This window comes from Dyella sp. RRB7 (assembly GCF_022761115.1).
Lineage (GTDB): Bacteria > Pseudomonadota > Gammaproteobacteria > Xanthomonadales > Rhodanobacteraceae > Dyella.
This window is the reverse complement of record NZ_JAKWJS010000007.1, coordinates 183,555-210,243: the sequence shown is the minus strand read 5'-3', so window position 1 is coordinate 210,243 and position 26,689 is coordinate 183,555. Positions and strand designations below refer to the sequence as shown.

General features: G+C 66.1%; 22 protein-coding genes and 1 riboswitch. Of the genes, 16 read left to right on the top strand and 6 right to left on the bottom strand.

Translation table 11 applies throughout. The features are described 5' to 3' along the window. The first annotated feature begins 70 nt into the window (after positions 1-70). The 7 genes from MJ606_RS16040 to MJ606_RS16010 all read left to right on the top strand — a co-directional run bounded on the left by MJ606_RS16040 (position 71) and on the right by MJ606_RS16010 (position 7,992). The gene (locus MJ606_RS16040; protein WP_243050548.1) at positions 71-1,030 is read left to right on the top strand and encodes an ABC transporter ATP-binding protein; all 960 of its coding nucleotides are present in this window, start codon (positions 71-73) and stop codon (positions 1,028-1,030) included. Further along, positions 1,027-1,803: an ABC transporter permease gene (locus tag MJ606_RS16035; RefSeq protein WP_243050547.1), complete on the top strand. Its 777-nt coding sequence runs from the start codon at positions 1,027-1,029 to the stop codon at positions 1,801-1,803. The genes MJ606_RS16040 and MJ606_RS16035 overlap by 4 nt, the downstream gene beginning before the upstream one ends. Before the next feature lie 61 nt (positions 1,804-1,864). Next, positions 1,865-2,584 carry a 23S rRNA pseudouridine(2604) synthase RluF gene (gene rluF, locus MJ606_RS16030; RefSeq protein WP_243050588.1) on the top strand — a complete coding sequence of 240 codons (720 nt, stop codon included), beginning with the start codon at positions 1,865-1,867 and terminating at the stop codon, positions 2,582-2,584. A gap of 229 nt (positions 2,585-2,813) precedes the next feature. Next, entirely contained in the window at positions 2,814-4,253 is a 1,440-nt protein-coding gene (locus MJ606_RS16025; protein ID WP_243050546.1) for a sugar porter family MFS transporter, read from the top strand. 75 nt (positions 4,254-4,328) lie between these two features. Further along, complete coding sequence (dbpA, locus tag MJ606_RS16020) at positions 4,329-5,705, top strand: ATP-dependent RNA helicase DbpA (RefSeq protein ID WP_243050545.1); 1,377 nt, start codon at positions 4,329-4,331, stop codon at positions 5,703-5,705. Between the two features lie 43 nt (positions 5,706-5,748). Then, on the top strand, positions 5,749-6,525 hold the full coding sequence (locus MJ606_RS16015; RefSeq protein ID WP_243050544.1) for a glutaminyl-peptide cyclotransferase: 777 nt from the start codon (positions 5,749-5,751) through the stop codon (positions 6,523-6,525). Between the two features lie 81 nt (positions 6,526-6,606). After that, on the top strand, positions 6,607-7,992 hold the full coding sequence (locus tag MJ606_RS16010; protein WP_243050543.1) for a M28 family metallopeptidase: 1,386 nt from the start codon (positions 6,607-6,609) through the stop codon (positions 7,990-7,992). Between the two features lie 96 nt (positions 7,993-8,088). Here the strand turns inward: MJ606_RS16010 and MJ606_RS16005 are convergent, their stop codons facing one another. Next, positions 8,089-8,352: a hypothetical protein gene (locus MJ606_RS16005; RefSeq protein ID WP_243050542.1), complete on the bottom strand. Its 264-nt coding sequence runs from the start codon at positions 8,350-8,352 to the stop codon at positions 8,089-8,091. Positions 8,353-8,375: 23 nt separating this feature from the next. Between MJ606_RS16005 and MJ606_RS16000 the strand changes: the two genes are divergently transcribed. Beyond that, a complete protein-coding gene (locus MJ606_RS16000) occupies positions 8,376-10,004 on the top strand; it encodes a hypothetical protein (protein ID WP_243050541.1) in 1,629 nt (542 codons plus the stop codon). A gap of 65 nt (positions 10,005-10,069) precedes the next feature. On the opposite strand, the gene MJ606_RS15995 is transcribed toward MJ606_RS16000, so the two are convergent. Both MJ606_RS15995 and MJ606_RS15990 read right to left on the bottom strand, forming a co-directional pair. Beyond that, on the bottom strand, positions 10,070-11,440 hold the full coding sequence (locus MJ606_RS15995) for an FAD/NAD(P)-binding protein (protein WP_243050540.1): 1,371 nt from the start codon (positions 11,438-11,440) through the stop codon (positions 10,070-10,072). Positions 11,441-11,490: 50 nt separating this feature from the next. After that, a complete protein-coding gene (locus MJ606_RS15990; RefSeq protein ID WP_243050539.1) occupies positions 11,491-12,036 on the bottom strand; it encodes a cysteine dioxygenase family protein in 546 nt (181 codons plus the stop codon). 259 nt (positions 12,037-12,295) lie between these two features. On the opposite strand from MJ606_RS15990, the gene MJ606_RS15985 reads away from it, so the two are divergent. The 4 genes from MJ606_RS15985 to MJ606_RS15970 all read left to right on the top strand — a co-directional run bounded on the left by MJ606_RS15985 (position 12,296) and on the right by MJ606_RS15970 (position 19,477). Further along, positions 12,296-14,362 carry a M13 family metallopeptidase gene (locus MJ606_RS15985; protein WP_243050538.1) on the top strand — a complete coding sequence of 689 codons (2,067 nt, stop codon included), beginning with the start codon at positions 12,296-12,298 and terminating at the stop codon, positions 14,360-14,362. A 111-nt stretch (positions 14,363-14,473) separates the two neighbouring features. Then, positions 14,474-15,343: a type 1 glutamine amidotransferase domain-containing protein gene (locus tag MJ606_RS15980; RefSeq protein WP_243050537.1), complete on the top strand. Its 870-nt coding sequence runs from the start codon at positions 14,474-14,476 to the stop codon at positions 15,341-15,343. A 116-nt stretch (positions 15,344-15,459) separates the two neighbouring features. After that, positions 15,460-15,674: riboswitch (cobalamin riboswitch) on the top strand. A gap of 245 nt (positions 15,675-15,919) precedes the next feature. After that, positions 15,920-18,316: a ribonucleoside-diphosphate reductase subunit alpha gene (locus MJ606_RS15975; protein WP_243050587.1), complete on the top strand. Its 2,397-nt coding sequence runs from the start codon at positions 15,920-15,922 to the stop codon at positions 18,314-18,316. A gap of 141 nt (positions 18,317-18,457) precedes the next feature. Next, the gene (locus MJ606_RS15970; protein WP_243050536.1) at positions 18,458-19,477 is read left to right on the top strand and encodes a ribonucleotide-diphosphate reductase subunit beta; all 1,020 of its coding nucleotides are present in this window, start codon (positions 18,458-18,460) and stop codon (positions 19,475-19,477) included. A gap of 33 nt (positions 19,478-19,510) precedes the next feature. Here the strand turns inward: MJ606_RS15970 and MJ606_RS15965 are convergent, their stop codons facing one another. The 3 genes from MJ606_RS15965 to MJ606_RS15955 all read right to left on the bottom strand — a co-directional run bounded on the left by MJ606_RS15965 (position 19,511) and on the right by MJ606_RS15955 (position 21,226). After that, positions 19,511-19,981: a bacteriohemerythrin gene (locus MJ606_RS15965; RefSeq protein WP_243050535.1), complete on the bottom strand. Its 471-nt coding sequence runs from the start codon at positions 19,979-19,981 to the stop codon at positions 19,511-19,513. Positions 19,982-20,152: 171 nt separating this feature from the next. Then, positions 20,153-21,022, bottom strand: coding sequence for a prohibitin family protein (locus tag MJ606_RS15960; protein WP_243050534.1), 870 nt, complete (start codon positions 21,020-21,022; stop codon positions 20,153-20,155). Between the two features lie 6 nt (positions 21,023-21,028). Continuing rightward, complete coding sequence (locus tag MJ606_RS15955; RefSeq protein ID WP_243050533.1) at positions 21,029-21,226, bottom strand: hypothetical protein; 198 nt, start codon at positions 21,224-21,226, stop codon at positions 21,029-21,031. A gap of 366 nt (positions 21,227-21,592) precedes the next feature. Here MJ606_RS15955 and MJ606_RS15950 point away from each other — a divergent pair, with 366 nt between their 5' ends. The 4 genes from MJ606_RS15950 (at position 21,593) to MJ606_RS15935 (ending at position 26,657) form a co-directional block, all read left to right on the top strand. After that, the gene (locus tag MJ606_RS15950) at positions 21,593-21,979 is read left to right on the top strand and encodes a BlaI/MecI/CopY family transcriptional regulator (protein WP_243050532.1); all 387 of its coding nucleotides are present in this window, start codon (positions 21,593-21,595) and stop codon (positions 21,977-21,979) included. Position 21,980: 1 nt separating this feature from the next. Further along, entirely contained in the window at positions 21,981-24,008 is a 2,028-nt protein-coding gene (locus MJ606_RS15945) for a M56 family metallopeptidase (protein ID WP_243050531.1), read from the top strand. A gap of 118 nt (positions 24,009-24,126) precedes the next feature. Beyond that, positions 24,127-25,437: an ABC transporter permease gene (locus MJ606_RS15940; protein ID WP_243050530.1), complete on the top strand. Its 1,311-nt coding sequence runs from the start codon at positions 24,127-24,129 to the stop codon at positions 25,435-25,437. An 8-nt stretch (positions 25,438-25,445) separates the two neighbouring features. After that, positions 25,446-26,657, top strand: coding sequence for an FtsX-like permease family protein (locus tag MJ606_RS15935; RefSeq protein WP_243050529.1), 1,212 nt, complete (start codon positions 25,446-25,448; stop codon positions 26,655-26,657). Positions 26,658-26,689: the final 32 nt, after the last annotated feature.

Below are 26,689 nucleotides of genomic sequence, written 5' to 3'. Positions count from 1 at the left end.
TGTGCCCAGCGTGGCCGGGCAAAAAGGGCAAGCCACGTATAATAAGGGGCTAATCCCCTCGGTGCAGCCCATGACCACCTCTTCCGTCCCCGCGCTGGTCGTTGACAACCTGCGCAAGACCTACAGCAACGGCGTTGAAGCCCTCAAGGGCATCAGCCTGACGGTGCAGCCGGGCGACTTTTTCGCCCTGCTCGGCCCCAACGGCGCCGGCAAGTCCACCCTCATCGGCATCCTGTCCTCGCTGGTGAACGCCAGCGGCGGCGATGCGCAGGTGTTTGGCGTTTCGGTCAACAAGCAGCGCGGCAAGGCCATGCAGCTGATCGGCCTGGTGCCGCAGGAAATCAACTTCAACCAGTTCGAGAAGCCGTTCGACATCTGCGTGAACGAGGCCGGCTTCTACGGCATCCCGCGCAAGATCGCCATCGAGCGCGCCGAGAAGTACCTCAAGGAGCTGCGCCTGTGGGACAAGGCCCACCACCAGGCACGCATGCTCTCCGGCGGCATGAAGCGTCGCCTGATGATCGCCCGCGCGATGATGAACGAGCCCAGGCTGCTGATCCTCGATGAGCCCACCGCCGGCGTGGACATCGAGATCCGCCGCTCGATGTGGCAATTCGTCAGCGGCATCAATGCCGCCGGCACCACGGTGATCCTCACCACGCACTACCTGGAGGAAGCCGAGCAGCTGTGCCGCAACATCGCCATCATCGACCACGGCACCATCGTGGAAAACACCTCGATGAAGCGCCTGCTGGCCTCGCTCGACGTGGAAACCTTCGTGCTGGACGTCAACCAGGTGCCCACCGACCTGCCCGCCATTGACGGCGTCACGCTGCGCCGCATGGACGAGCACACGCTGGAAGCGGAAATGTCACGCTCGCACGACCTCAACTCGCTGTTCGCCGCGCTGTCCGCGCGCGGCATGACGGTAACCTCGATGCGCAACAAGACCAACCGGCTGGAAGAACTCTTCGTGCGACTGGTGGAGAACGGCAGGGCAAACAAAGAAGGCCAGGAGAAAGCAGCATGAACGGCGCCGGCAACCTGGTTGCGCTCAACACCATCGTCCGGCGCGAGATCGCGCGCATCCTGCGCATCTGGACGCAGACGCTGATTCCGCCCGCCATCACCATGACGCTGTACTTCGTGATCTTCGGCAAGCTGATCGGCAGCCGCATCGGCACCATCGAGGGCGGCTTCACCTATATGCAGTACATCGTGCCCGGCCTGGTGATGATGAGCATCATCACCAACAGCTACGGCAATATCTCCAGCTCGTTCTTCGGCGCCAAGTTCAGCCGCGCGGTGGAAGAAATGCTGGTGTCGCCCATGCCCAACTGGGTGATCCTGCTGGGCTACGTCACCGGCGCGGTGGCGCGTGGCGTCATCGTGGGTGCGCTGGTGCTGGTCATCGCGTTGTTCTTCACGCATTTGCACGTGGTGCATCCGCTGGTCACGCTCGCCTCGGTGATCCTGGGCGCCACGATCTTTTCGCTGGCCGGTTTCGTCAACGCGGTATACGCCAAGAAGTTCGACGACATCGCGCTGGTGCCGACCTTCGTGCTTACCCCGCTCACCTACCTGGGCGGCGTGTTCTATTCGGTGAACATGCTGGGCGAACCGTGGCGCAGCATCTCGATGGTCAACCCCATCCTGTACATGGTCAATGCGTTCCGCTTCGGCGTGCTGGGCGCCAGCGACGTGCAGATCGGCGTGGCGTTCGCGGTGATGCTGGCGTTCGTGATCGGCCTGTCCATCGTGGCGCTGCAGCTGCTCAAGCGCGGCGTGGGCCTGCGTTCGTAATGTTTTGATCGTCATCCCGGCGGAAGCCGGAATGACGCCTTGGGAAGGCCTGTTTGCATTCATGCGCGTCAACAAATACATCAGCGAAGCCGGCCTGTGCTCGCGCCGCGAGGCGGACGAGCTGCTGCTGGCCGGGCGCGTCACCATCAACGGTGAAGTGGTCACCACCGGCGCCAAGGCGCTGGAGGGCGACGAGGTGCGCGTGGACGGCGAGATCGTCAAGGCACGCATCCTCGCCCCGTCGCCGGCGGCCAAGCGCGGCGTCTATATCGCACTGAACAAGCCGGTGGGCATCACCTGCACCACCGACCAGACGGTGAAGGACAACATCGTCGATTTCGTCGACCACAAGGAACGCATCTTTCCGATCGGCCGGCTGGACAAGGATTCGGAAGGGCTGATCCTGCTGACCAGCAACGGCGACATCGTCAACGAGATCCTGCGTACGGAAAACAATCACGAGAAGGAATATCTGGTGGCGGTGAACAAGCCGGTCACCGATGAGTTCCTCAAGGGCATGGCGCGCGGCGTGCGCATCCACGGCCAGATGACCAAGCCGTGCAAGGTGCGCAAGATCGCCAAGTTCGGCTTTGGCATCATCCTCACCCAGGGCCTGAACCGGCAGATCCGCCTGATGGCGGCCGAGTTCGGTTACCGCGTCACCCAGCTGCGCCGCGTGCGCATCATCAATGTGAAGCTGGGCCGCTTGAAGGTGGGACAATGGCGCAACCTTACCGAGGCGGAGCTGAAGGGGCTGTTGCCCCATCGCACGCAGTGGTGAGTGGTTCCATAGCCCGGATATTGGTGCGACGCAGCATCCTCGAGCGTCCGAAATCGCTGGATCCCCGAGTTCGCGGGGATGACGGGTCGGGAAGCCCATAACGCAGTTGCACCATCGATGATCGAGACCGAAACACTCGACATCGCCTGCGCTCTAGTGCATACGTATTCACTTCAAAGAACCGGGACTGCCAGCGCAGAATCCCCGGACTCTGACTCGGGGAGAGGCAATGAATTTGAATACACCATCGACGTCGACCAACGCCGTCGACGATCTTGGACAGCGCGCCACCGCACGCGTGGTGTTGATCGCGGCAGCGGCGGCACTCGGCGGTTTCCTGTTCGGCTTCGATACGGCGGTGATCAACGGCGCGGTCGATGCCGTGCGCGGCAACTTCGGCCTGGGCGCGGGGCAGATCGGCTTTGCGGTGTCGTGCGCGCTGCTCGGTTCGGCCCTGGGTGCGTGGTACGCCGGCCCGCTGGCCGATCGCTTCGGTCGCGTGCGCAGCATGCAGGTGGCGGCGCTGTTGCTGGCGCTGAGCGCCCTGGGCGCCGGCCTGGTGACCGGCGTGGCCAGCCTGGTGTTCTGGCGCGTGATCGGCGGCATCGGCGTCGGCATGGCTTCGGTGATCGCACCGACCTATATCGCCGAGGTATCGCCCGCCCAGGTGCGCGGGCGCCTGGGTTCGTTGCAGCAGCTGGCCATCGTGCTGGGCATCTTCGCTGCGCTGCTCAGCGACGCCTGGCTCGCGGGTACCGCCGGTGGCGCATCGCAGCCGCTGTGGTTCGGCCTGGCGGCATGGCGCTGGATGTTCCTCGTCGCGGTGGTGCCGGCGCTGATCTATGGCTCGCTGGTGCTGGGCGTGCCGGAGTCGCCGCGCTATCTGGTGGCCAAGGGCCGCTTGTCCGAAGCGCGCGAGGTGCTGCGCAAGGTGCTCGACATGCATAACGAGCAGGCGCTGGACACCAAGCTGCACGACATCGAGCACAGCCTGCGATCCGAGTACCGCCCGCGCCTGCGCGACCTGCGTGGCCCGCGCTTGGGCCTGCTGCCGGTAGTGTGGATCGGCATCCTGCTGTCGGTGTTCCAGCAGTTCGTCGGCATCAACGTGATCTTCTATTACTCGTCCACGCTGTGGCATTCGGTGGGCTTCAGCGAGGCCGATTCGTTCTCCATCACCGTAGCCACCTCGGTAGTGAACGTGCTGGTGACGCTGATCGCCATCGCCCTGGTCGACCGCATCGGCCGCAAGCCGCTGCTGGTGATCGGTTCGACCGGCATGGCCCTCACCCTGGGCATGATGGCCTGGTGCTTCTCCGAGGCCACCGGCAGCGGCGCCAGCCTGAGCCTGCCGGCGCCGTGGAACATCGTGGCGCTGGTCGCCGCCAATGCCTACGTGGTGTTCTTCGGCATGAGCTGGGGCCCGATGGTGTGGGTGCTGCTGGGCGAGATGTTCCCCAACCGCATTCGCGCCATCGCGCTGGCGGTGGCGGCCTCGGCCCAGTGGCTGGCCAATTTCGCCATCACCAGCAGCTTCCCGGCGCTGGCCGAGGTGGGCCTGAGCTTCGCCTACGGCCTGTATGCGCTGTTCGCCCTGCTGTCGCTGGTGTTCGTGCTGGTGTCCGTGCGCGAGACCAAGGGCATCGAGCTGGAAGACATGCAGGGATAATGCCCCCGGGAGACGAGGGCGCCGAAACCGGCCACCCTCGTCTCTGGCTTCAGCCAGGTCATGCGATCATGGCGCATGACCGATTTCCGTACGCTCCCGCTCAAACCCGCGCTGCTGGCCAGCGTGGAAACCCTCGGCTATACCGAGATGACCCCGGTGCAGGCGCTCAGCCTGCCACCGATGCTGGAGGGCCGCGACGTGATCGCGCAGGCCCGCACCGGCAGCGGCAAGACCGCCGCCTTCGGCCTGAGCCTGCTGCAGAGCCTCGACGTGGACACCATCCGCCTGCAGGCACTGGTGCTGTGCCCCACGCGGGAACTGGCCGACCAGGTCAGCAAGGCCATCCGCAAGCTGGCTGCCACTATCCCCAACGTGAAGCTGCTGACGCTGTGCGGCGGCATGCCATTGGGGCCGCAGCTGGCCTCGCTGACGCATGATCCGCATATCGTGGTGGGTACACCCGGCCGCGTGCAGGAGCATTTGAAGCGCGGCAGCCTGCACGGTGGCGGCATCAAGGTGCTGGTGCTGGACGAAGCCGATCGCATGCTGGACATGGGCTTCTCCGAAGCCATCGACGATATCGTCGGGCGCATCGCCAAGCATCACCAGACGCTGCTGTTCTCGGCCACCTATGCCGAGGAAATCCGCCAGGTGAGCAAGCGCGTGCAGCGCGATCCGGTGGAAGTGACGGTGGAGACGCCGCATCACGAAACCACCATCGAGCAGCGCTTCCATGAAGTGGAGCCGGCGCAGAAGATCGACGCCCTCGCGCAACTGCTCGGCCAGGACAAATCCCAGCATGCGCTGGTGTTCTGCAACATGCGCAAGGACGTGGACGCCGTGGCGATCGAGCTGGACCGCCGCGGCTTCTCCGCGCTGGCCCTGCACGGCGACATGGAGCAGCGCGACCGCGACGAAGTGCTGGTGCAGTTCGCCAACCGCAGCTGCTCCATCCTGGTCGCCACCGACGTGGCCGCACGTGGCCTGGATATCGCCGCGCTGCCATTGGTGGTGAGCTACGACATCGCGCACGACCCCGACACCCACACGCACCGCATCGGCCGCACCGGTCGCGCGGGCGAGGCGGGCGTGGCCATCACGCTGGTCACGCCGCGCGAGCGGCCCAAGGCGCTCAACATCGAGGAACAACTGGGCCAGCCGCTGCCGTGGCAGCCGCTCAGGCTCGCCCCGCCCAAGGGCAAGCAGCTCAACCTGGCGCCGATGAAAACCATCGTGATCGACGCCGGCCGGCAGGACAAGCTGCGCCCCGGCGACATCCTCGGCGCGCTGACCGGCGATGCCGGGCTCGATGCCAAGGACATCGGCAAGATCGACGTGTTCGCCACCCGCGCCTACGTGGCCATTCGCCGGGATCTTGCGAACAAGGCGCTGGAGCGCCTGCGCGCGGGCAAGATCAAGGGCTGCAATTTCCGCGTGCGCTCGCTGCACTGACGACTCGCCACCCATCCACCGTCCGCAAGGGTTTCACGCCTCCATGATTCGTCGCCTCGCTTCCGCGCTCGCCCTGGCTGTGCTCGTCTGCGCCACGCCCGCCCGAGCCGCGACACCCGTCTACGGCTACCGGGTCGTGCATGTCTATCCGCACGATACCTCCGCCTACACCGAGGGCCTGTTCTACAAGGACGGCTATCTGTACGAGAGCACCGGCGAGGCGGGCGAGTCGACCGTGCGCAAGGTGGACCTGCCGACCGGCAAGGTACTGCAGCGCCACGACGTGCCGGCCGCCTATTTCGGCGAAGGCATCGTCGACTGGAACGGGCAGCTGGTGCAGCTCACCTGGAAGGACCAGCTGGGTTTCGTCTACGACCTGGCCAGCTTCCGCCAGCTGCGCACCTTCAACTATCCCGGCGAGGGCTGGGCGCTGACCCGCGACGACAAGCGCATTTACATGAGCGACGGCTCGGCCGTGCTGCGTATCCTCGATCCGGCCACGCTCGCCGCCACCGGCAGCATCCTGGTCACCGACGATGGCCAGCCGGTGGTCAACCTCAACGAGCTGGAATGGGTGAAGGGCGAGATCTACGCCAACGTGTGGATGAGCAACCGCATCGCCCGCATCGATCCTGCCACCGGCCACGTCACCGGCTGGATCGACCTCGGCGGCCTGCTCGACGTGAGCCGCCTGCCCGATCCGACCAACGACGTGCTCAACGGCATCGCCTACGACGCGCAGCACGATCGCCTGTTCGTCACCGGCAAGCGCTGGCCGAAGCTGTTCGAGATCGTGCTGCTGCCACCGCGCCCGCACTGAGTCGGGCGGCATGGCGATCGGCACGGTTCCAAGGAGCTGGCCTGCCGCTAAAGTGGGGCGTTGATCACCGGGAGACTCCTGATGCGCCTTGCCCCTACGCTGCTGTCCGCCTCGCTGTGCCTTGCCGTCGCTGCAGCGCATGCCGACAACGCGCCGGCCCAACCGCTGGCGCAACCCGCCCTGCAAGCGCTGGCCACCGCGCCCAGCGAGGCGGAGCTGCATGCCACCATCGAAAAGCTGGTCGGCTTCGGCACGCGCCATACCTTGTCGGACACCAAGTCCGACACGCGCGGCATCGGCGCGGCGCGGCGCTGGGTGAAGTCGCGCTTCGAACAGGTCGCCAAGGATTGCGGCGGCTGCATCGAGGTGGTGACGCCGTCGCAGAGCTTCACCGGCAAGCGCGTACCGCAGCCGACCGAGGTGATGGACATCGTGGCGATCAAACGCGGCAAGGGTGATCCCCAGCGCGTGATCGTGATGACCGGCCACCTCGACTCGCGCGTCACCGACGTGATGAACGCCAGCAGCGATGCACCGGGCGCCAACGACGATGCTTCCGGCGTGGCCGCGCTGATGGAGGCGGCGCGGCTGCTGTCGAAGCAGGACAACGACGCCACCCTGGTGTTCGCCGCGCTGTCCGGCGAGGAGCAGGGCCTGTACGGCGGCAAGGTGCTGGCCGACTATGCGGTGGCGCAGGGCTGGCAGGTGCAGGCCGAGCTCAACAACGACATCGTCGGCAACAGCCACGGGCAGAACGGCGTGGTCGACAACACCACCGTGCGCATCTTTTCCGAAGGCACCAAGACCAACGAAACGCCCGAGCAGGCCAAGTACCGCGCCTACCATGGCGGCGAGGTGGATTCGCCCTCGCGCAACCTCGCGCGCTACATGGAACAGATCGCCAGCCAGTACCTGCCCGACCTGCGCGTGCACATGGTGTATCGCACCGACCGCTACAGCCGTGGCGGCGACCAGGTGCCATTCCTCGAAGCGGGCTATCCGGCGGTGCGCGTCACCGAGGGCCACGAGGACTACACCCGCCAGCACCAGGACCTGCGCACCGAGGGCGGCATCCACTACGGCGACACCATCGACGGGGTGGACTTCCGCTACCTCGCCCACGTCACCGCGCTCAACACGGTCACCATGGCCGCGCTCAGCCGCGCGCCCGCACCGCCGACCGGCGTGAGCATCGAGGGCGCGCTGGCCACCGACACCACCGTACATTGGAAGAAGGTCCCCGGCGCTGCCGGCTACGTGGTGCATTGGCGCGACACCACCGCGCCGCAGTGGCAGTACCGCCGGGCCGTGGGCAATGTCGAGCAGGCCGTGATCAAGGACGTGGTGATCGATGACTGGTTCTTCGGCGTCTCGGCGGTATCCGCCGATGGCTACGAAAGCCCGGTGGTGTTTCCGGGCGATGCCGGCAGCTTCGAACGCTCGCCGGCGGCGCCCAAGTCGCCCTGACCTGCCGGCAGGCGAGGCAAAGCGCCGCTGCAGGCGATAAGATCGACCTGCCGCTGCGCCAGGAAGGCGCAGCGGTCGCATTCGGGGGAATGCGTATCAACGGATGATGCCCAAGGGGAAACCTATGCTTCGCAAGTCGCCGGTGCCGGTATTTGGACTGCTGGCCGCCTTGGCCTTGACCACGCCCGCACGGGCCATGCCCGGCGAGGCAGCCGGTCGCCGCATGGCGGCGGAAGCGTTCGTCAGTTCCATGCCGCCAGTGGTGGCGTTGGCCGGGGGCGTGGCCGCCAGGCGGTCATGATCTCCAAGCTGTTCAATCGACGCCGCATCCGTCGCCCGCGCCAGCACCTGACGCCCCACCCAGCTCGCCGGCGAACTGTCCCATGACCGATCCCGTGCCGCCCTTTCGTCGCAACGAACGCATCCCCCCGACCTGGGACGGCACGCTGCCGTTCGAGCTGCCTCCACGCTTGCCACCGTCTCCACCGCCGCCATCCTCGGGCTATATCGCCGCGCACTGGAAGGGTGAATTGCCGTTGGGGCAGGCCTATTGGTTCAACGGCGTGCTGCTCGGCTTCGCCTTGGTATTTATCGAGTCGGTGCTGCTGGAATGGCTCAAAACCAGCCACCCCTCGCTGACACGCGTGCTGCTGGTAGCCGCCAGCTATGCCGTGCTGCGGCTGGTCATCTCGGTGTGGCAGGTGGTGGGCATCCTGCGCTCGGCGGCATTGAGCGGCAGCCGCTGGGCCATCGTGGTGAATATCCTCATGGTGCTGGCCATCGTCGGCACGCTCGGCCGCCTGCCCACCGAGATAAACCAACTGCGGCTATTGGCCCAGGGCGCGGCCGAACAGCGACGCTTCGACCACTTCGCCATCGCGCCGGATGCCGCCGGCCAGGCCATCGTGGCCAGCGGCACCGTGGGTACCGGCTACGCCGACGCCATCGCCGATGCGTTTTCCACGCACCCGTCCATCCATCGCCTGGTGCTCGACAGCGTGGGCGGCGATGTCGACAACGGCATGCAGCTGCACGACTTCCTGGTGGCCCGTCCGGACATTGCCGTCGAGGTCGATCACGTCTGCGTGAGCGCATGCACGCTCGCCTTCATCGGAGGCAACCAGCGCATCGTCTCGGCCAAGGCCACGCTGGGCTTTCATCAGATGCGCTCGATGATCGACTCGCGCGCGTCGGTGGATTACGCCGGCAGCGCGCAAGAGAAGTTCATGAGCTTGCTGTCTGCCCGTGGCGCCTCCCTGGACTTCATTCGCCTGGCTTTCGCCAAGCAGGGCAACGACTTCTACGCCCCCAATGCCGACGAGTTGTTCGCCAATCACGTCATCACGGGCCTGCGCATCGATGATCGCGTGCTTACCGCCGAGCAATGGCGCACGGAGCAGTTCCTCTACAGCTTCCGGCTCCATGCAGACTCCAGACGCATGGGCGATGCGCTGGCGCTGATCCGCCAGCAATGGCCGGCGATCTATGACGCCTGGATCGCGCACGACCTTCGCATCCATCAGGAACCCTCCCATCAACAGCGGCTGGTCGATTACAACAACGCGCTATGGCAAGCCCTGCATGCGGCGCGGCGTGCCGCCATGCGCACGGTGACCGCCGAGCACGTACGCCACTTTGCGACGGCGCAACGCGACATGCTCCAGAGCATCAGCACGCACCTCTCCGCCGACGCCTGCGGACGCTATGTGAGCGCGAACAACTTCAACCCGCGCGACCAGGCGGAAGCCATCTACATGGCCAACGGCGACAGCTACGCCAACCTGCTGACGGATAACGATCCGCGCCGCGCCATCACTGTCGACGAAGCGCTCGGCAACCGCTTGCTCGCGGAGGCTCGCAACCGCGTGGCGCAGTCGATACCGCTAAGTCCCGGCAACGAATTCCACGCGCAGCTATGCCGCCAGCAGATCGCCCTGCTCGATCAGCTGCTCGCCTTGCCCGGTGCCGGTGGCGACATGGCGCTGCGCAACCTGTTCGCATCGGGCCAGTGAACTGCTTCAAGGGCCCGCACCGGTTCGCGCGCCAGGCAACGCGGATACCTCCCCGCCGGCTGGCGTCAGGACGCCCGGCTTCCGGACAGCGTGGCCGCCAGCGTGTGAGCGGCCACGCGTATCTCCGGCATCGCGATGCACTCCCACAGGCTGCCGCACAGCATGGGGCCGATGGCATAAAGTCCGGGCTGCGCATCCCCTCGCGCATTGATCAGGCGACCATCGGGCCGGACAGACAGGCCCAGCTGCAACGGATCGGCCGTCGCCAGGCCATCCCTGAGAAGCTGCGCCAACAGGGGCTGGTCGGAGAGGGCGACTGCCAGGTTCAATCCAGTCGCCTGCACCACCATGTCCGCTTGCATGGCGATCCGTTCGCCGCCTGGACGCGTCCGCAGCGTGATATCCAATGGGCCATCGCCATCGACGCCGACGACCCGCGCCGCCATCAGCCTTAATCGCCCGCTATCCCGCAATTGCTGGATGGCTTCGGCCGACGGCGGCGGCGCGCGATGGCGCGAGGCATCCCATAGCCAGCGCAGGTGACGCAGGAATTGACGACGCCCTGCTTCCGTAAGCCCCTGCCAGAGCAGGGAGTTGATGGGGCGCATGCCATCGATGAGGCTGCGCCAGTCGAGATCGGGGTGGTCACGCAAGGTTTGCCGGATGATTCGAAACATCGCCAGACTGCCGCGACATGCCAATAGTGCCGCATTCACCTGCGCTTGCTGCGCGAAGGCGGGCAACGGCAAGAGCGGCTGCACGGATGACAGCAAACCGTGTCGCGACACGGCCGTGAATTCCGTGTCCGGCCAGCGGGCCGAAGCCGACAGCAGCGTATCGATCGCCGTGAGGCCGGTGCCGATGACGACCATGCGACGCGGCGCAGGCGACACGTATTGCGGCAGGCGCCACGGGTCCGGCACATAGGCTCCGCTGGCAAGCGCACGCGCGGAGACAGCGGAAAATGGGCGCGGCGGCAAAATGCCCAGGGCCAGCACGACGGCACGCACATGCAATGCAGTACCGTTCGCCAGCTGCACTTCATAGCCCTCGCCGCGCGGCGTCACGCTCACCGCCTCACTGGCATGCAAGGTGCGTGGCCTGCGCTTTGCCGACGCCTCCGCCATGCGTGAGCGAACCTGGGTCATGATGAAGTCGCCGAACAACCATCGCGGCGCGAAATCCGTCTCGCGCAATCCGGCACGGCGAGCGCTGTATTGGGCAAAGCTCTCGTCTTCATCCAGGTACAAGCCCATATGGCTTGCGCGGACATTCAACAGATGACGAAGGTCTTGCGTACCGTACGCCACCCCGCGACCTATCGACGGCGGAACGCCGGTAACCCAATGCACCGTACCGACGGAGTCATGCCGAAGCCATGCACCGAAAACGGCTGCTCCCGCAGCGCCACCGCCAATGATCGCGATATCCGACATACCCATCTCTCAAGCCAAGTGAACCATGCGTGCGGCGATGGGCCCTGCCATCAGCCGAACGATGGATCGCGCATCGAATGCTGCATCGTCGCGGCCCAATGCCCGTCCTCCTCATGGAAGCTGCGGTAGCTGTCGAGCCGCCCGCCATAGACGTGCAAGGACAAGGCAGTGCGTTCCAAGGAAGGATTACGACAGCGGTGCGCCTGATCCGCATCGGTGATCAGCAGGCAGCCGCCGGCGTTCGCGGTGATTTTCTGGCGGGCAGCGAGATGCAGCCGAGCATCTTTCGACAGGATGAAGGCCTCCTCTTCCAGACTGCCGTCCAGGACCAGCACCAGGCCCGCCAGTCCGGCATGATCATGGATGGGCGTGACATGGCCTGGAGGCCAGGCGATCAACAACGCCTCGTATCCCAGCGCCTGGTTGCACGCCAGGGGCATGCGGCGATAGGCGGCCTGCCCGCCGCTGAAAATGTCACCCGAAGCCGGGCACCCATCCCATGCAGATACCGGCGCCAGTGCCTGGGCCAGACGCGCCGCATCGAATGCCTGCGAGGCGCTGAGGGCATCATCCAGGCATGAGAGAACGCGCTGCATCCACGCAACGCGAGGTGTCATGGGCCTATCGTGCATGGATGAACCTTCATGGCGGCGCGCACGGCGATGGAGGAAGCATGGCCGAGATGGCGCGGCCTGCTCCTTGCGTTGACCGGCCATGGTTGTGGCGTTATGCCGCAAATGCCGCGTACCGCTGGCCGACCCGGCCAGCCCGGTCGCCCCGCCAGCACTTCCAGCACTGGCGGCGGGTGATGGGCATGCGACCATGCGCCAACCTCAAACATGGGCGGGAGGGCTTATGGTCAGCAGGATTCTTGCGGTGGCTGGTGCGGGTGCCTTGATGTTCGGGTTGGCGCATGCCGCCGACGCCGGCAAGCCGCAATACGGCAGCTGGGGTTTCGACCAGGCCGGCGCCGACATGGCGACCAAGCCGGGCGACAACTTCTTCCGTTACGCCAACGGCACCTGGCTGGACCACACGCCGATACCTGCCGACAAGCCCGCCGTGAGCCTGCGCCTGGCCATGACCGACCTCACCGAGCAACGCCTGCACGACATCATGGAGGCAGCCGCGCACAGCACGCAGCCCACCACCACGCTGGACGGCAAGGTGGGTGCGTTCTACCAGTCGTACATGGACGAGGCGCGCATCGATGCGCTGGGCGCCAAGCCCATCGCGCCGCAGCTCGATGCCGTGCGCAAGGCCACCACGCGCGATGCGCAGGCCGCGCTGATGGGGCGCACCAACGTCGACTTCGAGGGCGCGCTGTTTGATCTGTCCATCGACATCGACCTGAAGGACACCAAGCGCTACGCGGTATATGTCGGCCAGGCCGGGCTTGGCCTGCCCGACCGCGATTACTACCTCAAGCCGGCATTCGCCAAGCAGAAGACCGCTTATCAGGCCTATGTCACCCAATTGCTGACCTTGTCCGGATGGCCGCACCCCGAGGCCGCCGCCAGGGACGTGGTGGCCTTCGAAACCGCCATCGCCCAGGCGAGCTGGAGCAAGGTGCAACAGCGCGACCCCGTGGCAACCTACAACCCGATGAGCGTGGCCGAGCTGCAGCAGCTGGCACCGGGGTTTGCCTGGGCCGAGTACCTGACGTCGTCGCAGCTGGGCGAACTCAAGCGCATTGTGGTGGCAGAGAAAACCGCCTTTCCCAAGCTCGCCGCGCTCTACGCCCATACGCCCGTCGCCACCATCCAGGCGTGGCAGGCCACGCGCATTGCCGACAACGCGGCGTTCTATCTCTCGCAGCCGTTCCAGGATGCGTACTTCGACATGCATGGCAAGACGCTCACCGGCCAGCAGCAACAGACGGTGCGTTGGAAGCGCGGCGTGCAGGCGGTTTCCGGCGGTGATTGCGGCGTCGGCGACCGGCTGAACTGCTTCGGCAACCTGGGTTGGGGCGTGGGCCAGCTGTATACGGCGAAGTATTTCCCGGCCAGCTCGAAAACCCAGATCGAGGCCCTGGTGGCCAACCTGAAGGCGGCCTACCGGGAGCGCATCCAGAAGCTCGACTGGATGGGGCCGCAGACGCGACAGGAAGCGTTGCGCAAGCTCGATACCTACACCATCAAGGTCGGCTACCCCGATCATCCGCGCGACTACGCCAGCGTGGCCATCAGCCGCGATGATCTGGTGGGCAACGTGCTGCATGCCGCGGCGGCCGACTGGTCGTTCTACGTCAATCGCCTCGATGGCCCGGTGGATCGCAGCGACTGGTCGATGACGCCGCAGACCAACGACGCCTACAACGGCTCGCTGCGCGACATCGTGTTCCCGGCCGCCATCCTGCAGCCGCCGATCTTCGATCCCAACGCCGACCCGGCCATCAACTACGGCGCCATCGGCGGCGTGATCGGTCACGAGCTGACCCACGGCTTCGACGACGAGGGCCGCAAGATCGACGCCGACGGCGCCCTGCGCGACTGGTGGACCGCCGCCGACGCCAAGGCCTTCGACGAGCGTGCCAAAAAGCTGGGCGCGCAATACGACGCCTTCGAACCGCTGCCCGGCGTGCATATCAACGGCAACCTCACCATGGGCGAGAACATTGCCGATCTCGGTGGCCTCACGCTTGCCCTCGATGCGTACCACGCCTCGCTGCATGGCAAGCCCGCGCCGGTGGTCGACGGCTTCACCGGCGACCAGCGCGTCTTCCTGGGTTGGGCCCAGGCCTGGCGCGGCAAGCTTACCGACGATGCGATCCGCCGCCAGGTCGCCAGCGACCCGCATTCGCCGCGCGCGTTCCGCGTCAACGGGCCGGTGCGCAATATCGATGCGTGGTACCAGGTGTTTGGAGTACAGCCGGGTGACGCGCTTTATCTGCAACCTGCCGATCGCGTGCGTATCTGGTAACCGGCCACGCCAGCCTTCCACGGCTGCAAGCGGAAGGCTGGCAACTATCGTGGCGGGAAACCGCTCGCTAGACTGGGCCTTGAACGGGCTGCCCACAGGCAATGTCGGCGCATGGCCAAGGTACTGATCCCCCTGCCCCACCAGGACTTCGACCCCAGCGAAGTCGCGGTGCCGTGGCGCGTGCTGGTCGCGGCAGGCCATCGGGTGAGCTTCGCCACGCCGGGCGGACGACCCGCCAGCGCCGATCCCATCATGCTCAGCGGCGAAGGGCTCGATCCGTGGGGTTGGATACCGGGCCTGCGCAAGCTGACGCTGGTGGGTCGCCTGTTGCGGGCCAACGCCGTGGCACGGCGTGACTATGCGGCGTTGCTGAAAGACCCCGCCTTCAACGCGCCGATCCGTTGGGATGCGATCAACCCGGCCTCGTTCGACGGCCTGCTGCTGCCCGGCGGGCACTGCGCACGCGGCATGCGGGAATATCTGGAAAGCCCGTTGCTGCAAGCCACCGTCGCTGCCTTCTTCGCCGCCGACAAGCCGGTGGCCGCGATCTGCCATGGCGTGGTGCTGGCCGCGCGCAGCAAGGCGGCCGACGGCCGCTCGGTACTGCATGGCCGGCGCACCACGGCGCTGACCTGGGCGCTGGAGAAATCCGCCTGGTCGCTGACGCGTATCACCCGCTTCTGGGACCCGGACTACTACCGCACCTATCCGGACGCTCCCGGCCAGCCGGCGGGCTATATGTCGGTGCAGCAGGAAGTGACCCGCGCGCTGGCCCGGCCGGAGGACTTCCTCGACGTGCCCACCGACGCCCCTGACTACCGCCGCAAGACCTCCGGCCTGGTGCGCGACAGCGACACCGACGCCAGCCCGGCTTTCGTGGTGCGCGACGGCCACTACCTGTCCGCCCGCTGGCCCGGCGATGTGCACCGCTTCGCCAGGGAGTTCGCCGAACTGCTTACTTCTTCGACAGCACCGGCCTGAGCGGGCCCGCCTGCGAAATTTTCCTAGCTTGCCGGCAAGCCGCGTCGTGGCTGGGTTCGTCCGGGTTATCCACCGACCTATCCACAATCTATTGGGTTGACCGCCCCCGGCCAGCCCGATATGTTGTGCCGGTCGGTGCCACTCTCAGACTTAAGGTCGGACTGGCTCAATAGGGAATCCGGTGAAAATCCGGGACTGCCCCGCAGCGGTAAGCGGAAACGAAAGCCATCAACGCACTGGCCCTCAGCGGCTGGGAAGCGGGAGCGAGTAGGCCGGGTCTTCGGACCCACGTCCGCGAGTCCGAAGACCTGCCGACACATTGCGGCGCGAACGCTGCAATGAAGGGTGACGGCTTCCGCGGGGAGGCGCGTCGACGCGCGGGGCGACTGCCCTGCCGCTCGACCGTCCGTGGCATCCGCACCGTTTCAGCCCTGCGCGCGGGAGCAGGCGGTTGATGACCACGCTTGGAGCGAAGCCGCCATGCAACCTATCGATACCACCTCGCGCGAACGTGATGACGATCGCGCGGACGCTACCGCTTTCCCCGCCGAGACTGCCGTGACCGAAGCACCCCGTATGGATACGCCATTCGCGCTCACCCCGCCGCACAACCCCGGCCAGATGCGCGTGACCAAGCGCAACGGCCGCCAGGAAGTGGTGGACGTCAACAAGATCGTTCGCGCGGTGACCCGCAGCAGCGAAGGCCTGCACGGCGTGGACCCGCTGCGCGTGGCGCTGAAGACCATCGGCGGCCTGTACGACGGCGCCACCACGCAGGAGCTGGACGAACTGTCCATCCGTACTGCCGCCGCGCTCACCGCGGAAGAGCCCGAGTACGGCCAGCTCGCCGCGCGCCTGCTCAGCGCCTATATCGACAAGGAAGTGAGCGGCCAGGAAATCCAGAGCTTCTCGCAGTCGATCGCACGTGGCGCGGAGCTGGGCATCCTCAACGATCGCCTGCGCGACTTCGTGGCCACCAACGCGCGCAAGCTCAACGACGCGATCGATCCGCACGCCTCGCGCCGCTTCGAATACTTCGGCCTGCGCACGGTGTACGACCGCTACCTGCTGCGCCATCCGCAGCTGCGCAAGGTGATCGAGACGCCGCAGCACTTCTTCATGCGCATCGCCTGCGCGCTGGGCGGCAACGAGATCGGCGAGACGCTGGAGCTGTACCGCCTGTTGTCCTCGCTGGAATACATCGCCAGCTCGCCCACGCTGTTCAACGCCGGCACCGCGCACGAACAGCTCAGCTCGTGCTTCCTGCTCGACTCGCCGTCCGATTCGCTGGAGTCGATCTACGAGAAGTACGGCGACGTGGCCAAGCTCAGCAAGTTCGCCGGCGGCATCGGCCTGGCCTACTCGCGCGTGCGTTCGCGCGGTTCGCTGATCAAGGGCACCAACGGCCATTCCAACGGCCTGGTGCCGTGGCTGAAGACGCTGGACGCCTCGGTCGCCGCGGTGAACCAGGGCGGCAAGCGCAAGGGCGCCGCCTGCGTGTACCTGGAGCCGTGGCACGCCGACATCGAGGAATTCCTCGAACTGCGCGACAACACCGGCGACGACGCCCGCCGCACGCACAACCTCAACCTGGCCAACTGGATTCCCGACGAATTCATGCGCCGGGTGGAGAGCGACGGCGACTGGTCGCTGTTCGATCCCAAGATCGTGCCGCACTTCGTCGACAGCTGGGGCGAGACGTTCGAGCGCGCCTATCGCGAGGCGGAAGCCAACGGCCTGGCGGTGAAGAAGGTGAAGGCGCGCGAGCTGTATGCGCGCATGCTGCGCACGCTGGCGCAGACCGGCAACGGCTGGATGACCTTCAAGGACCGCAGCAACGCCACCAGCAACCAGACCGCCCGGGCCGAGAACGTCATCCACCTGTCCAACCTGTGCACCGAGATCCTCGAGGTGACCAATGCGGACGAGACGGCGGTGTGCAACCTCGGCTCGGTGAACCTGTCGCGCCACGTGGTGGACGGCGTGTTCGATTTCGACAAGCTCGCCTCCACCGTGCGTACCGCGGTGCGCCAGCTCGACCGCGTGATCGATCTCAACTTCTACCCGATCGACACCGCCAAGACCGCCAACAGCAAGTGGCGTCCGGTGGGCCTGGGCGTGATGGGCCTGCAGGACGTGTTCTTCAAGCTGCGCCTGCCGTTCGACTCGGCCGAGGCGCTGGCGCTGTCCACGCGCATCGCCGAGGAGATATATTTCAACGCGCTGTCGCAGTCGAACGAACTGGCCGCGCAGTTCGGCGCCCATCCGGGCTTCGGCGAAAGCCGCGCCGCCAACGGCGAGCTGCAGTTCGACTACTGGCCGAACGCACAGCCGCACGACATTGCGCGCTGGAACGCCCTGCGCGAGTCGATCAAGGCCAAGGGCCTGCGCAACTCGCTGCTGATCGCCATCGCCCCGACCGCCACTATCGCCTCGATCGCCGGTTGCTATGAATGCATCGAGCCGCAGGTGAGCAACCTGTTCAAGCGCGAGACGCTGTCCGGCGACTTCCTGGTGGTGAACCGCTACCTGGTCGACGAGCTGAAGACGCTGGGCCTGTGGACGTCCGAAGTACGCGACGCGATCAAGCTGGCGGAAGGCTCGATCCAGGGCATCACGGCAATTCCGGAGCGGCTGCGCAGCATCTACCGCACCGTGTGGGAGCTGCCGCAGAAGGCGCTGATCGACCTGGGCGCGGCGCGTGGCGCGTATATCGACCAGAGCCAGTCGCTCAACCTGTTCATGGAAAACCCGAACATCGGCCAGCTGAGTTCCATGTACATGTACGCGTGGAAGGCGGGCATCAAGACCACCTACTACCTGCGCTCGCGTCCCGCCACCAAGATCACCAAGACCACGGTGTCGGCGGCACCAGCGGCGAAGGCAGCCCCGGTGGCGGCGGACCAGGAGCAGGCGACGGCCGCGGTGTTCTGCTCACTGGAGAATCCGGAGTATTGCGAGGCTTGCCAGTAACACCACAAACCCCTTCCCCCTGCGTCGCAGGGGAGGCTGGAAGGGGGGCTCTCAGGCAGGGCTTCACCCCTCCCCAGCCCTCCCCTGCTGCCCGCAGGGGGAGAGCGATGCAGCACTGCTATTTTCCTTCTGAGAAATCCCATGTCCACTGAGCGCAACCAGCACATCCTCGATCCCGGCTTCGAACTCACCCTGCGCCCGATGCGCTATCCCGAGTTCTACGAGATGTATCGCAACGCGATCAAGAACACCTGGACGGTCGAGGAGGTGGATTTCTCGCTGGATGTCACCGACCTCAAGTCCAAGATGTCCGATGCGGATCGTCACCTGATCCATCGCCTGGTCGCGTTCTTCGCCACCGGCGACACCATCGTGTCGAACAACCTGGTGCTCAACCTGTACCAGCACATCAACGCGCCCGAGGCGCGCATGTACCTGTCGCGCCAGTTGTATGAGGAAGCGCTGCACGTGCAGTTCTATCTCACCCTGCTCGACACCTATATCCCGGACCCGACGGAGCGCAACAAGGCGTTCGCGGCGATCGAGAACATCCCCTCGATCCGCCAGAAGGGCGAGTTCTGCTTCAAGTGGATCGACTCCATCCAGGGCCTGCAGCGATTGGAGACGCGCGAGCACCGCCGCCAATTCCTGCTCAACCTGATCTGCTTCGCGGCGTGCATCGAGGGGCTGTTCTTCTACGCGGCCTTCGCCTATGTGTACTTCCTGCGCTCGCGCGGCCTGCTGCATGGTCTGGCCTCGGGCACCAACTGGGTGTTCCGCGACGAGTCGGGCCATATGGCGTTCGCGTTCGAGGTGGTGCGCACGGTACGCTCCGAAGAGCCGGATCTGTTCGACGATGAAATGCGCGCGCAGGTCGAGGCGATGCTGGAAGACGCCATTGCCTGCGAGACGCAGTTCGCCGAGGACGTGCTTTCCGGTGGCGTGGCCGGGCTTTCGGCCAAGGAGATGCGCCAGTACCTCGAATACTGCGCCGACCAGCGCCTGGTGCAGCTGGACATGCCCAAGAAGTACGGCGCCAAGAATCCGTTCGACTTCATGGACCTGCAGGACGTGCAGGAAGTGACCAACTTCTTCGAGCGTCGCGTATCGGCCTACCAGGTGGGCGTGCAGGGCGACGTGTCGTTCGACATGGCGTTCTGAGTTGCCTGGCGCGGCCGGCGCATTGCAGGCCCGCTAGTGATGACTGCCGAAGAAGCGCTTCAGCGAGCGTGACAGCCAGCCACCCTCGGCGGCCTCGCCGCCGACATCGCGCATGTGACGCCGTACCGAGTCGACGATGGCCTTGTCGTCGTTGCGGATATGGTTGAACAGCCAGTGCGACAGCGTGTGCAGCAGTTCACCGCCAATGTCCTCGCCGGCACGGAAGCGCAGGCGGTATTCGGAGACGCGCTTGACGAACACTTCGTGCACGCGCTTGTGGGCGCGAGTGAACTCGTAGCCCGCATCCTCCATCAGCGACTCTTCGAAGGTGAAGTGCGACAGCGTGTAGTCGACCAGCTCATCGAGAATATCGCTCAGCTCGTGACGGTCCTGATGATCCATCGCATCGTGGAGATGGTTGATCATCTCCACGATGCGACGGTGCTGATTGTCGATCACCTTGATGCCGGTGTTGAGATCGTCTTGCCAAACCATGTAGGGCACGTCGCATTCCTTATGCGTGAGTCCGTCGCATTGGCGGGCATATGGACGTGCACCAGGCTGATCTGAGTCAAAGCCGGCGGACCAACGATGCGCATCGCGACACTAAGCCGCATACTTCGCGCGGGCGACGCGTGGGCGGTACCGCAGTCCACCCACGCGCGCAACGGCTTACTACTTGGCCGACATCGGCCCGCCCAGGTTGACGAACGGTAAGGCGCCACCGCCGGTGTAGGTAGGCAAATGGCCATCCCATTTCTCGATCGCCGACATCTGCACCACGTTGGGGTTCTGCCGCAGCGCTTCGCCCTTGAGCGAAATGGCCTTGGCTTCGGCTTCCGCAATGGTGAGCTGCGCCTGTGCGCGGCCCTGCGCTTCCGCTTCCACTTTCTGTGCCTCGGCCTGGGCCTGCGCCACTTCGTTCTGGCGCTGTTCGGCCATCTGCGTGGCCTGGATCTTGGCGTTGATCGACTGCACCACGTTCTCCGGCAGGCGCAGTTCGCCGATCCAGTAGATTTTCTCCACGTCGATGCCCACCGCGCCGACTTCCTCGCTGACGTCGCGCTGCACCGCTTCGATCAGGTTGGCCTTGCCCTTGCCGTAGACCGATTCGATATCCAGGCTGGAGGCTTCCTTCACCAGCGCGTCGCGAATCATGTTGCGCAGGTACACATCGGTGATTTCGTCGATGCCCTTGCGGTATTTCTGGAAGATCAGCGTCACCTTGGCCGGATCGATGTGATAAGTGATGCCGACATCGGCATTCACGGTCAGCCCCTGCGCGGTCTGGAAGCTGATCGACTCGTCCAGCGGACGGCCTTCCGCGGCCGAGCGCGTGAAGGTGTAGGTCTGGGTGAAAGTGGGGAAGGTGTACATCTCATAACCCCAGCCCACCCAGTAGCGGCCCGGGGGCAATTCCTGCAGCGCGCCTTTGTCATCGCCATACATCTGGAACTTCACGCCGACATTGCCAGCCGGCACCTTGGAGCACGCAGCAAGCAACATCACGGAAAGCGACAGCGACATCGTCATTACGCGTTTCATGGCTGATCATTCCTTGTGGATGAAACCGCGGCGCAGCAGCACGACGCCCCACGCCACCAGCAGCGCCAGAAGTGCCAGGCCAGCGAGCACGGCAAGCGTGCTGGCGGCCGAGATCAGTTCCGGGCCGATAAAACCGACGTACAGCAGCAGGCAGACGATGAACGGCCATAGCCGATGCGCCAGCCAGCCAACAAGCGTTCGCATGATGTTTCCCCTTGGACCCGACTCAATGACTCATTCGCTTTGGACGTCCATTTGGCAAAGCCGCATCCGCGGCGCGAAGTACGCACCGGACGATGTCATTGCATGGATGGACGGTTTGGAAACGCTAACCCGCGAACAGGCGCGGCAGCCGTGGATGGCTGGGCAGGTCAGCGACTCGAACGGAGACGGCCTTCATATAAGCGCACTCCAATGCGCGCTGCAGGATGAGGACGGCGCGCAGTCTACTCCGCTTTTTGTGCGACGCAACATCCACGCCATGGACCACCGCCCTGCCCGCCGACCTATTGACTACACCTGTAGTCAGGGGTAGCGTGCCTACACGTGTAGTCACAGCGGATTGCAGACATGGCCAAGCCTTCCATCGGCGACCAGGAGCTGGCGCTCCTGCAATACATCGCCGAACACAACCACGCCTCGGTCGGCGAGGTAGCTGCCGGTTTCGGCGAGCCTCGCGGACTGGCGCGCTCCACCGTGCTCACCATGATGGAGCGCCTGCGCAGCAAGTCGTATCTGCGTCGCCGCCAGGTGGACGGCATGTACCGCTACAGCCCCGCGGCGCGGCCTGGCGAAGTGATGCGCACGGCGGTCGGCCAGTTCGTGGAGAAAACCCTCAGCGGCTCGGTGTCGCCCTTCGTGGCCTGGATGTCCGAGCGTGCCAACGTCAGCGAATCGGAGCTTGCCGAACTGGAAGCCCTGGTCGCGCAGCTGCAGTCGCGGCGCAAGGAGACCTGAGATGAATTCCGTCGCATCCATCGCCCAGGAAATGATCAGCCGACTCGCATGGACCTCGGTGCAGGCCGCGCTGTTGATTGGCGCCCTGTGGCTTATCACCCGGCAACTGCCGCGCCTGCCCGCGGCCACCCGTTCGCTGCTGTGGTGGCTGCTCGGCGTGCAGTTGCTGCTGGGGCTGGCCTTGCCCACCCCCGTAGCATTGCCCTTGTTGTCACCTGCGCCCGCCGCAGTCCCGGCCGCCACCGCGGCGGCCAGCTTCGTGGCGCCAAGCGAGCACCGCATCACCGCCCTCAACTCGTCCGCCAACGCGGCGCCTAGCAGCATGGCCGATGCATCGCCCGCGCCGACAATCGCTACGGCAACGCCGGTGACTCATGATGCAGCGACCGGCCTGCGCTGGCAGCTCATGGTGCTGTCCCTGTGGCTGGCGGGCGTGCTGGTGCAACTGGTGATCGCCACGCGGCAGTGGCGCCAGGCGCGGGCCGTGGTGCGCGCATCGCAGCCGCTGGACGATCCGGCGCTGCAGACGGCATGTGCCGACCAGGCGCAAATCATGGGGCTACGCCGCTGCCCTTCGCTGCGCGTGTCCGATGCCATCCATTCGCCGCAGGTCAGTGGACTGTTGCGCCCCACGGTGCTGTTGCCCGCGCGGCAAAACCTCACCGCGGAAGAGTCCGCACTCGCGCTGGCCCACGAGCTGACGCACCTGCGTCGTGGCGACCTGTGGATGGGCTGGATTCCTGCCGTCGCGCAGCGCCTGTTCTTCTTCCACCCGCTGGTGTCCTGGGCCATGCGCGAATACGCGCTGCAGCGCGAAGCGGCCTGCGATGCGCAGGTGGTGCACCAGCATGATGCACCACCCCAGGCCTATGGCCGGCTGCTGCTGCGGCTTGGCGTTGCCCATCCGCTGCATGCCGGGCTGGCCGGCGCCTCGCCGACATTCCGCAATCTCAAGCGGCGGCTGGCCATGCTGCAGCACGAGGCCCAGGCATCGAGTTCGCGTGCGCCCGGCTGGTTGCTGGTGGCCCTGGTCGCAATGGCAGGCGTGCTGCCGTACCGGGTGACCGAGGCTGCCGCCGACACTGGCGCCTTGGCCTCGACACCGGCCCCCGCAGCGGCCACGTCGGCGCCCTCCGCGGTGTTCGCGCCGGTCGCCGCCACGCCGGCCACACCCGTGACGCCAGTGACACCCTCCACGCCATCGACGCCGGCCACGCCAGTGACTCGCCCCGCCTCGAAGCAAGGTGGACTGACGCCGCCCCCGGTTCCCGCTGTGCCGCCGGTACCTGCGGTGCCAACGCCGCCGGCGCCACCGGCAGTCGGCGAAACGCATGCTCACCACGTCGATATCGATACCGAGAACGGTGCCAGGAACGGCTTTGCGCTGTTCGCCGACAACGGCGACACCATCATCATGAATGGCACCGACCGGGACATCCAGGCCGCCAGTCGCCAGCGCAAGGGCAACGAATCGCTGTTGTGGTTGCGTCGCGGTGAGCAGGCCTATGTGATCCGCGACAACGCTACCATCGCGCGGGCACGTGCCGTGTACGCGCCGATGACGGAACTGTCCCGCCAGCAGGGCCAGTTGTCCGGCGAACAGGGTCGCCTTGCCGGCGAGCAAGGCGGCATCGCCGCCCGCCAGGGCGCCGCTGCCTCGCGCATGGGCGACATGGCGTCGCGCCAGGCTCAGCTGGAATCCCAGCGAGCGGAGCTGGAATCCCAACGGGCCGTACTGCAAAGCGCACCGGGAACAACGGACGCGCAGCTGCGCCAGCTCGACAACCAGATGCGTTCGCTCGATGGCCAGATTCGCTCGCTCGCCGAGCGTCAGAAAACGGTCGACGACGATCGCGAGTTCGCGCGCCAGCAAGCCGAACTGGAACGCCAGCAGGCCGAACTCGAGCGCCGGCAGCACGCCTTGGAAGAACGCCAGCGCGCAGTCGGCGCGCAGACCGATCAGCAGATGGAAAGCCTGCTCAACGAGGCCATCGCCAAGGGCGTGGCGCAGCGCATCGGCCAGCGCTGAGCCAGCGTCGCGCCTTCACCGGGTTACGCCGCCCATCATGGCGTAACCCGGAAGCCCGCCACGACGGGCCACGCAGCAACACGTGATTCCCCTTCCTGCGGCTTCGGGAGATACCGCCGTGCTCGACTACTACGTGTCACTGGCGCTGCGCAGCTTCACCCGCAGCCGTGCGCTCAGCACGCTGATGGTGCTGGTGATCGGGCTGGGCATCGGCGCCAGCATGACCATGATCACCGTGTTCCACGTGATGTCCGGCGACCCGCTGCCCGGACGCAGCGCGCAACTGTACGTGCCGGTGATCGACCCGCGACCGCTCGCCCGCGACCGTTCGGAGGCGCCCCTCCAGGACGGCAACTTCAGCTGGCCCGACGCCATGAACCTGCTGCATGCCGCCCGCGCCGACCGGCAGGCCGCGATGTCGGGCGGCGCCGTGCCGGTGCAGCCCACGCAGGCGCATGTCCTGCCGTTCTACGAAGCCGGGCATTACGTCACCACCGATTTCTTCGCCATGTTCGGCGTGCCGTTCCGCGCCGGCCGTGGCTGGACCGCGCAGGATGACGATGACCGCGCACGCGTGGTGGTGCTCAGCAGCGCGCTCAGCCGCAAGCTGTTCGGCGATGCCTCGGGCGTGGGCCAAACGGTGCGCCTGAAGAACACCGACTTCCGCGTAATTGGCGTGGTCGACGACTGGCATCCGCAGCCCTTGTTCTATGCGCAGATCGACAAGCGCGTGTTCGGCCGCAGCGATGAATTCTTCCTGCCATTGCAAACCGCGCTGGAGCTGCAGCTGGATTTCACCGGACGCTTCTCCTGCTGGGGCAACGATGACGATGCCGGCGACGGCCGCACCAGCGACCACTGCAGCTGGCTGCAGTTCTGGGTGCAGCTCGACAGCGCGACCAAGGCTCACGCGTACCGCGACTTCCTCGCCAGCTACTGGCGTGAGCAGCAGGCACACGGCCGGCTGCCGCGACCGGAGCACGCGCGCCTGTACGGCCTGCTGGACTGGCTGACGTACCAGCACGCGATACCCGACGACCTGCGCCTGCAGCTGTCGCTGTCGCTGGGTTTCCTCGCCGTATGCGTGCTCAACGTGGTGGGTTTGCTGCTGGCGACGTTTCTGCGCCGTGGCGGCGAGATCAGCGTGCGCCGCGCACTGGGTGCACGGCGACGCGACATCTTCCTGCAACTGGGCATCGAATCCTCGGTGATCGGGTTGGCCGGCGGCGTGCTGGGGCTGGCCGTGGCCGGCCTGGGCCTGTGGAGCGTGCGGCTGCGGCCGGACGGCTATGCACAGCTGGCCCGGATGGACGCCACCATGTTGATCGGCACCTTCGTGCTGGCGGTGGTGGCCAGCGTACTCGCGGGCCTGCTGCCAGCCTGGCGTGCCTGCCATATCGCCCCCGCCCTGCAGCTCAAGACCCAGTGAGGTTGGCCATGTCGCGTTCACCCATGCTCGCCAGCCTGACCCGCCACAAGCTCACCGTGCTGTTGCTGGTGCTGCAGGTGGGGCTGACCTGCGCGATTGTCTGCAATGTCGCCGCGATGATCGGCCATCGCACCACCCAGATGCGCCTGCCCAGCGGCGTCGCCGAAAACGAACTGGTGTTGCTGGAGAGCATCAGTGTGGCCGCGGGCGAGGACCCGCTGGTTCGCCACGACGCCGACCTCGCTGCATTGCGCGCGATGCCCGGCGTACGTTCGGTCGCCGCGGTGGATGCCCTGCCCTTCAACGGCACCAACTGGAGCAATGGCATCGCCACCACGCCCAATGGCAGCACGCCACTCGCCGCCACTGCCTTCAACGGCACGCCGGGCGAACTGGCCACGCTGGGCCTGCGCCTGGTCGCCGGCCGCGACTTTCTGGCGGACGAGTACCTGCCCGTCGACAGCGCGCACGACTGGGCCGGCATCAACCGGGTGCCGTCCACCATCGTGACGCACGCGCTGGCCGAACAGCTGTTTCCGGGCCAGGACCCGCTGGGCAAGCTCATCTATCCCGGCAACGGGCCGATCCGCATCGTCGGCGTGGTCGAGCACCTGTTGCGCCCGGGGCTGGATGAAACCGCCGGCAACGAATACGCCACGCTGTTCCCCATGCTGCCCGACAGCGCCAACGTCACCTATGTGCTGCGCACCGCACCGCAGGATCGCGAACGCGTGCTGAAACGGGCCGCCGACGTGCTTACCGCGCTCAGCAGCCAGCGCGTGCTGCGACATGCCCAGACGTTCGCCGAACTGCGCGATGACTATTTCCGCCGCGACCGCACCATGATCGTGTTGCTGCTGGCGGCGGCTACCGGCCTGCTGCTGGTCACCGCGGCGGGCATCGCGGGACTGGCCAGCTTCTGGGTACAGCAGCGGGGACGCTCGATCGGCATACGCCGCGCGGTGGGCGCCACGCGCCAGGACATCCTGCGCTATTTCCAGATCGAGAATTTCCTGATCGTCAGCGCCGGCATCGCGCTGGGCGTAGTGCTGGCCTATGCCATGAACCTGTTGCTGATGGAGCGCTACGCACTGCAGCGGTTGCCGTGGTTCTACCTGCCGCTGGGCGCGGTGTCGCTGTGGCTGCTGGGACAACTCGCGGTGCTGGGGCCGGCGTTGCGCGCGGCCGCCGTGCCGCCGGTGGCGGCGACACGAGGTTGAGCACCTTGCTCCCTCTCCCCTTTGGGGAGAGG

Excerpts from the sequence above, each read along its gene's own strand:
- MJ606_RS16040 (WP_243050548.1), top strand. The coding sequence starts at position 71 with ATGACCACCTCTTCCGTCCCCGCGCTGGTCGTTGACAACCTGCGCAAG.
- MJ606_RS16025 (WP_243050546.1), top strand. The coding sequence starts at position 2,814 with ATGAATTTGAATACACCATCGACGTCGACCAACGCCGTCGACGATCTT.
- MJ606_RS15970 (WP_243050536.1), top strand. The coding sequence starts at position 18,458 with ATGTCCACTGAGCGCAACCAGCACATCCTCGATCCCGGCTTCGAACTC.
- MJ606_RS15955 (WP_243050533.1), bottom strand. The coding sequence starts at position 21,226 with ATGCGAACGCTTGTTGGCTGGCTGGCGCATCGGCTATGGCCGTTCATC.
- MJ606_RS16015 (WP_243050544.1), top strand. The coding sequence starts at position 5,749 with ATGATTCGTCGCCTCGCTTCCGCGCTCGCCCTGGCTGTGCTCGTCTGC.
- MJ606_RS15975 (WP_243050587.1), top strand. The coding sequence starts at position 15,920 with ATGGATACGCCATTCGCGCTCACCCCGCCGCACAACCCCGGCCAGATG.
- MJ606_RS15945 (WP_243050531.1), top strand. The coding sequence starts at position 21,981 with ATGAATTCCGTCGCATCCATCGCCCAGGAAATGATCAGCCGACTCGCA.
- MJ606_RS15985 (WP_243050538.1), top strand. The coding sequence starts at position 12,296 with ATGGTCAGCAGGATTCTTGCGGTGGCTGGTGCGGGTGCCTTGATGTTC.
- MJ606_RS15995 (WP_243050540.1), bottom strand. The coding sequence starts at position 11,440 with ATGTCGGATATCGCGATCATTGGCGGTGGCGCTGCGGGAGCAGCCGTT.
- MJ606_RS16000 (WP_243050541.1), top strand. The coding sequence starts at position 8,376 with ATGACCGATCCCGTGCCGCCCTTTCGTCGCAACGAACGCATCCCCCCG.
- MJ606_RS15950 (WP_243050532.1), top strand. The coding sequence starts at position 21,593 with ATGGCCAAGCCTTCCATCGGCGACCAGGAGCTGGCGCTCCTGCAATAC.
- MJ606_RS15935 (WP_243050529.1), top strand. The coding sequence starts at position 25,446 with ATGTCGCGTTCACCCATGCTCGCCAGCCTGACCCGCCACAAGCTCACC.
- MJ606_RS16010 (WP_243050543.1), top strand. The coding sequence starts at position 6,607 with ATGCGCCTTGCCCCTACGCTGCTGTCCGCCTCGCTGTGCCTTGCCGTC.
- MJ606_RS15990 (WP_243050539.1), bottom strand. The coding sequence starts at position 12,036 with ATGCAGCGCGTTCTCTCATGCCTGGATGATGCCCTCAGCGCCTCGCAG.
- MJ606_RS16035 (WP_243050547.1), top strand. The coding sequence starts at position 1,027 with ATGAACGGCGCCGGCAACCTGGTTGCGCTCAACACCATCGTCCGGCGC.
- rluF (WP_243050588.1), top strand. The coding sequence starts at position 1,865 with ATGCGCGTCAACAAATACATCAGCGAAGCCGGCCTGTGCTCGCGCCGC.
- dbpA (WP_243050545.1), top strand. The coding sequence starts at position 4,329 with ATGACCGATTTCCGTACGCTCCCGCTCAAACCCGCGCTGCTGGCCAGC.
- MJ606_RS15980 (WP_243050537.1), top strand. The coding sequence starts at position 14,474 with ATGGCCAAGGTACTGATCCCCCTGCCCCACCAGGACTTCGACCCCAGC.
- MJ606_RS15960 (WP_243050534.1), bottom strand. The coding sequence starts at position 21,022 with ATGAAACGCGTAATGACGATGTCGCTGTCGCTTTCCGTGATGTTGCTT.